A 312-nucleotide genomic window follows, 5' to 3' on the forward strand; every position below is an offset into this window, starting at 1 on the left:
ATAAGCATAACATCAGATAAAGGATATAGCAGAGGTAGATATTAAGGTAGCACAAGAGGACGTGCGACATTTATCAGGAGCGTCTCAGGCGCAAGCGTTAGCGGCACTCGTCAATGATGAGTTTGTACAGCCATTTGATTTAGCATCGGATGTCATGATACGAGTACGCTATATTCACACGTCCGAGCGTGCAGGCGTTCTGCTATTTAATATGCACCACATCGCGTCGGATGGTTGGTCGATGGAGGTATTAAATCAAGAGTTCTTCCAATTGTACGATGCCTTTAGTCATGGAAACGCGAGCCCACTGAG

The 312-nt window shown here is 45.8% G+C and carries 1 protein-coding gene; it reads left to right on the forward strand.

Annotated elements, in window-relative coordinates; genetic code table 11:
* Positions 1 to 61 precede the first annotated feature (61 nt).
* Positions 62 to 312 (forward strand): condensation domain-containing protein (locus CWC03_RS23060; protein WP_212748170.1); only part of this gene is annotated, 251 nt, incomplete at its 3' end.

The organism is Pseudoalteromonas sp. S2755, from assembly GCF_005886535.1.
Classification (GTDB): domain Bacteria; phylum Pseudomonadota; class Gammaproteobacteria; order Enterobacterales; family Alteromonadaceae; genus Pseudoalteromonas.